Genomic DNA, 5,854 nt, shown 5'->3' with positions numbered 1-5,854 from the left:
GGAGGGAGCCGGCGACGCGGCCGGCCTCGGCGAGCGACCGGGCGAGGGCGGCACGCACTCCGCTGTCGTCGGCGCGGAGGTCGGCACCGCGCAGCCAGATCGTCGGGCGGGGCGTCGATCCCCCGGCGCGGCGGGCCGCCCAGGCGGCCAGTTCGGTGCTGCGGCCGGTGCCGGGGTCGCCGACGAGCGCCAGGACGCTGGCGTCGGACTCGCCGAAGTCGTGCAGTTCCCGTTCGACGTCCGGGCGGGGGCGGCGTCGGCCCGGTGCGGTGAGGGCGGCGGTCGCGGTGGCGACGGTCGCGCCGGTCAGGTGGAGCGCGCCGGCGAGGTTGAGGTCGCGCCCCCAGCCGGGCACGGTGGCGTCGTTGCGGGCCAGCAGCCGGGCCAGCGGGGCGTGTTGCGGGTCCGGCGGGGAGCCGGCGGAGGGGCGCAGCGGTAGCGCGAAGCCGCTCGCCCGGTAGGGCGTGTGCACGGCGCCGGCCAGGACGCCGACGACGGCGCCGGTGGCCGCGTCGAGCACGGGGGCGCCGGTGGCCCGCGGGTTGAGCCGGAGCTGGTCGGTGACCTGCGGGGGCAGGTCGAGTTCGAGGGCGCCCTCGATCGTGTGGAAGCGGTCGGTGGCCGTGTAGGTGACGTCCGCGAGGCCGGTGACGTTCGCCGGGAGCCAGCGGTCGAACCACACCAGGACGGTGCTGCCGGGGGGCCGCTCGGTCGCCACGACGAGGGGGCCGGCGCCCAGCCCGCTGGTGGCCACCAGCGCGAGGTCGCGGCCGGGTAGCGGGGTGATCGCGGCGGTCTCGGCGATCTCGCCGGCGCCACCGGGGGCGCGCAGCACAAGCCTGCTGAGCCCGTCGACGGCCTCGTGCGTGGTGACCAGCGTGCCCAGGTCGTCGGCGAGGAATCCGGTGCCCCGTGCCCGCCCCGCGAGGTCGCAGAGCTGGAAGAGCACGGGCTCCGCGGGTACTGCCATCGTCGCTGAACCTCCCGTGCCGCTCTGGAGACGGTATGCCCGCGGAGCGGGTGGTACTGCACGGTTCGGCGAACGCGCCCCCCGGCGCGCCGGGGGTTCACTCCGAGCGCCCGCTCGTTGGGGTGAAACCCCGCCTCGACGGGGGCGGGAAACGACCGGACCCGGCCGGTGGGTTCACCGGCCGGGTCCAAGAACCCCGTGTCACGGGACGCGCGGAGCGGGTTGGCGCCGGCCGCTCAGGCGAAGACCGCCAGGCTCTTCGCCTTGCCGCCGCGCTCCTCCACAAGTGCCAGGAAGCGGCCGTCCGGGCCGAACGCGGCGACCGGGCCGGCCGGCAGCTCGGGCATCGCCAGCCGCACCCCGTGGCACAGCAGCTTGGCCTCCCGCTCCGGCAGGTCCCAGCGGGGGAACGCCTTCGCGGCCGCGGTGGCCAGCGGCATGACCTCCAGCGACTCCTGGAACTGCTCCAGGGTGCGGGCCTCCGCCACCCCGTACGGCCCGACGCGGGTGCGGCGCAGCGCGGTCAGGTGCCCGCCGACGCCCAGCTCCGCGCCGAGGTCCCGGGCGATGGCCCGGACATAGGTGCCGGACGAGCAGGTCACGGTGATCAGCAGATCGGTGACCGGGGTGCCGTCCTCGGCGCGCTCCTCGCGCACGTCGTGGACGAGGAAGGAGGAGATCGTGACCGGCCGGGCGGCCAGCTCCACCTCCTCGCCCTCGCGCACCCGCGCGTAGGACCGCTTGCCGTCGACCTTGACGGCGCTGACCTTCGAGGGCACCTGCATGACGGCGCCGGTCTGCAGCGCCACGGCCGCGTCGACGGCCTCGCGGCTCAGCCCGTGGGCCGGGGTGCTGGAGGTGAGGTCGCCCTCGGCGTCGTCGGTGACGGTGTTCTGGCCGAGCCGGACCGTCGCCACGTACTCCTTCTCGGTGAGGGCCAGGTGGCCCAGCAGCCTGGTGGCCCGGCCGATGCCGAGGACCAGCACGCCGGTGGCCATCGGGTCGAGCGTGCCGGCGTGCCCGACCCGGCGGGTGCGGGCGATGCCGCGCATCTTGGCGACGACGTCGTGTGAGGTGAAACCGGCCGGCTTGTCGACGACGACCAGGCCGTCCGGGGCGCTGTCGCCGCCCCGGGCGGGCTTCCCGTTCTTCTGCTCGGTCACGCTCCGGTGCCCTCGCCGTCCTCTTCCCCTTCGGCCGCGGGCTTGCGGTAGGGGTCGACCTCGCCGGCGTAGGCGGCGCCGGAGGACGCCTCACGGACCTGCTCGTCGGAGGCCTTGGCCTTGGCGAGCAGGTCGTCGATGGTCTTGGCGTTCTCCGGCAGGGCGTCGGGGACGAACGTCAGCGTCGGGGTGAAGCGCACCCCGGTCTGCCGTCCGACCTCCGAGCGCAGCACGCCCTTGGCGGACTCCAGGGCGGCGGCCGACGCCTCCCGCTCCTGGTCGTCGCCGTAGACCGTGTAGAAGACGGTCGCCTCGCGGAGGTCGCCGGTCACCCGGGTGTCGGTGATGGTCACATAGCCGAGCCGCGGGTCCTTGATGCGCCGCTGAAGCGTCTCAGCGACGACGACCCGGATGCGGTCAGCCAGCTTGCGTGCCCGCGCGGTGTCGGTCATGCGGCTCACTTCTCTCTGTGTGGTGGTCAGGTCTTGTGCGTGTCGTGTCAGTCGTCGTCCCCGTGGAGGCGCCGCCGCACGGACAGCAGCTCGACCTCGGGGCGGGCGGCCACCAGGCGCTCGCAGCGGTCCAGTACGTCGGACAGGTGCCCGGCGTCGCCGCTGACAAGCGCGACGCCGATCACCGCTCTGCGGTGGAGGTCCTGGTCCCCCACCTCGGCGGCGCTGACTGCGTACCTGCGCTGCAGCTCGGCGACGAGGGGGCGGACGACCGAACGCTTCTGCTTCAGCGAGCGCACGTCGCCGAGCAGCAGGTCGAAGGACAGGGTCCCTGTGTACATGCACTGCGGGTCAAGCCGACCCGTGAGGCCTCGGGTTCCATGGGTTCGACGGGTTCGTTACGGAACGGGTGCAACGGACTCGTCCCCACCGGCCGGGCGCCGGCGGGCGGTCACCAAGAACGGTACACGCCGCCACCGACGTGATCGACGGGGTTTTGTCCCGAGCCGGGCCCTGGCCAGGCCAGGCCAGTGCCAGGCCGCCCCCGGGAGCCGGTCACCGTCAGCCGCGCGGCTTCTCGCGCAGCTCGTAGGTGGCGATGTCGTCGTCGACCTTGATGTCGTTGTAGGCGCCGAGGTTGATACCGCCCTCGAAGCCCTCGCGAATCTCGGTGACGTCGTCCTTGAAGCGGCGCAGACCCTCGATGGTGAGGTTCTCCGCGACGACCTTGCCGTCCCGCAGCAGGCGCGCCTTGGAGTTCCGCTTGACCTCGCCGGAGCGGATGAGAACACCCGCGATGTTGCCCAGCTTGGAGGAGCGGAAGACCTCGCGGATCTCCGCCGTGCCCAGCTCGACCTCTTCGTACTCCGGCTTGAGCATGCCCTTGAGGGCCGCCTCGATCTCCTCGATCGCCTGGTAGATGACCGAGTAGTACCGGACGTCGACGCCCTCGCGCTCGGCCATCTGCGTCGCGCGGCCTTCGGCGCGGACGTTGAAGCCGATGACGATGGCGTCCGAGCCGGAGGCCAGGTTGATGTCCGACTCGGTGACCGCACCGACGCCGCGGTGCAGCACCCGGATGTCGACCTCCTCGCCGACGTCGAGCTGGAGCAGCGAGGACTCCAGGGCCTCGACCGAACCGGACGCGTCGCCCTTGATGATGAGGTTGAGCTGCTGGATCTCGCCCGCCTTGAGCACCTTGTCCAGGTCTTCCAGGGAGACCCGGCGGGTGCGCTTGGCGAACGCGGCGTTCCGCTCGCGGGCGGCGCGCTTCTCGGCGATCTGGCGTGCCGTGCGGTCCTCGTCGACAACCAGGAAGTTGTCGCCGGCACCGGGCACGTTGGTCAGACCGAGCACGAGGACGGGGGTCGCGGGACCGGCTTCCTCGATGTTGCTGCCCTTGTCGTCGAGCATGGCCCGGACGCGGCCGTAGGCGTCGCCGGCCACCATCGTGTCGCCGACCCGCAGGGTGCCGCGCTGCACGAGCACCGTGGCGACGGCGCCGCGGCCACGGTCCAGGTGGGCCTCGATCGCGATGCCCTGGGCGTCCTGCTCGGGGTTGGCCCGCAGGTCCAGCGCCGCGTCGGCGGTGAGGACCACGGCCTCCAGCAGGCTGTCGATGTGCAGGCCCTGCTTGGCGGAGATGTCGACGAACATGGTGTCGCCGCCGTACTCCTCGGCCACCAGGCCGTACTCGGTCAGCTGACCGCGCACCTTGGTCGGGTCCGCGCCCTCGACGTCGATCTTGTTGACCGCGACCACGATCGGCACGTCGGCCGCCTTGGCGTGGTTCAGGGCCTCGATCGTCTGCGGCATCACACCGTCGTTGGCCGCCACCACGAGGATCGCGATGTCGGTCGACTTGGCACCGCGGGCACGCATGGCGGTGAACGCCTCGTGACCCGGGGTGTCGATGAAGGTGATCTTCCGCTCTTCGCCGTTGACCTCGGTCTTCGCCTGGTAGGCGCCGATGTGCTGGGTGATGCCGCCGGCCTCACCCTCGATGACGTTGGTCTTGCGGATGGCGTCGAGCAGGCGCGTCTTGCCGTGGTCGACGTGGCCCATGACGGTGACCACCGGCGGCCTCGCGACCAGGGCCTCCTCGCCGCCCTCGTTCTCGCCGAAGTCGATGTCGAAGGACTCGAGAAGCTCGCGGTCCTCCTCCTCCGGGCTGACGATCTGGACGGTGTAGTTCATCTCCTCGCCGAGGAGCGTCAGCGTCTCGTCCGACACGGACTGCGTCGCGGTGACCATCTCGCCCAGGTTGAACATCACCTGGACCAGGGCCGCCGGGTTCGCGTTGATCTTCTCCGCGAAGTCGGTGAGCGAGGCGCCGCGGGAGAGACGGACCGTCTCGCCCTTGCCGCGCGGAAGCATCACGCCGCCGATGGACGGCGCCTGCATCTGCTCGTACTCCTGGCGCCGCTGCCGCTTCGACTTGCGGTTGCGACGGGCCGGACCGCCGGGACGGCCGAAGGCGCCCTGCGTGCCACCGCGGCCACCGGGGCCACCGGGGCGACCGGCGAAGCCGGGACGGCCACCGCCGCCGCCACCCGGACCACCGGGACGACCGGCGAAACCGCCGCCACCGCCGCCGCCACCGGGACGACCGGCGAAACCGCCGCCACCGGGACGGCCACCGCCGCCACCCGGGCGACCGGCACCGCCGGGACGGCCGGGACCGCCGCCGGGACCACCGCGGCCGGGGCCCGGACGCGGGCCGGCGGCCGGACGCTGCGGCATCATGCCCGGGTTCGGACGGTTGCCACCGCCCGGACGCGGACCGCCCTGGCCGGGACCGGCCTGCGGACGCGGCATGTTGCCCGGCGTGGCGCGACCGCCACCGGGGGCCTGCGGGCGGGGGCCGCCCTGACCGGCCGGACCACCGGGACGTGCGCCGCCCGGCTTGGGCGCGCCTCCGGGGCGCGGAGCCTGCGGCCGGGCCATGCCCGTGGAACCGCCGGAGGTGAAGGGGTTGTTACCCGGACGCGGGCCCGCCGGACGGGCGCCGCCCGGCTTGGGCGCGCCGGGGCGCGCGGCACCGGGCTTGGCGGCACCGGCGGCGGGCTTGGCACCACCGGGCTTGGGCGCACCACCGGGCCGCGGCGCGGCCTGCGGGCGCTGCTGCGCGGCCGGCGCGGGGGAGGTGAACTCCGGCTTCGCCGGGCCGGGACGCGGCGCGGAAGCGGGCTTCGGCGCGGCGCCGCCCGGCTTGGGCGCGGTGCTCTTGGGGGTCTCCGGGGCCGGCTTGGGGGCTCCCGGACGGGGGG

The 5,854-nt window shown here is 74.0% G+C and carries 5 protein-coding genes; all 5 read right to left on the bottom strand.

Annotated elements, in window-relative coordinates; all coding sequences use genetic code 11:
• The coding region (locus tag GL263_RS19915; protein WP_182857099.1) for a trypsin-like peptidase domain-containing protein at nucleotides 1–970 on the bottom strand (970 nt) is incomplete at its 3' end.
• A 236-nt stretch (nucleotides 971–1,206) separates the two neighbouring features.
• Nucleotides 1,207–2,133: a tRNA pseudouridine(55) synthase TruB gene (gene truB / locus GL263_RS19910; protein ID WP_182857098.1), complete on the bottom strand. Its 927-nt coding sequence runs from the start codon at nucleotides 2,131–2,133 to the stop codon at nucleotides 1,207–1,209.
• Nucleotides 2,130–2,585 (bottom strand): 30S ribosome-binding factor RbfA, encoded by a 456-nt coding sequence (gene rbfA / locus GL263_RS19905; protein ID WP_182857097.1) that lies wholly within the window; start codon nucleotides 2,583–2,585, stop codon nucleotides 2,130–2,132. The genes truB and rbfA overlap by 4 nt, the downstream gene beginning before the upstream one ends.
• A gap of 47 nt (nucleotides 2,586–2,632) precedes the next feature.
• The gene (locus tag GL263_RS19900) at nucleotides 2,633–2,926 is read right to left on the bottom strand and encodes a DUF503 domain-containing protein (protein ID WP_182857096.1); all 294 of its coding nucleotides are present in this window, start codon (nucleotides 2,924–2,926) and stop codon (nucleotides 2,633–2,635) included.
• 220 nt (nucleotides 2,927–3,146) lie between these two features.
• Nucleotides 3,147–5,854: translation initiation factor IF-2 (infB, locus tag GL263_RS19895; RefSeq protein WP_228456676.1), on the bottom strand; the 2,708-nt coding region annotated here is incomplete at its 5' end.

Source organism: Streptomyces durbertensis (assembly GCF_014156695.1).
Lineage (GTDB): Bacteria > Actinomycetota > Actinomycetes > Streptomycetales > Streptomycetaceae > Streptomyces > Streptomyces durbertensis.
The sequence above is the reverse complement of the archived record's forward strand: the minus strand, read 5'-3'. Positions and strand labels throughout refer to the sequence as shown.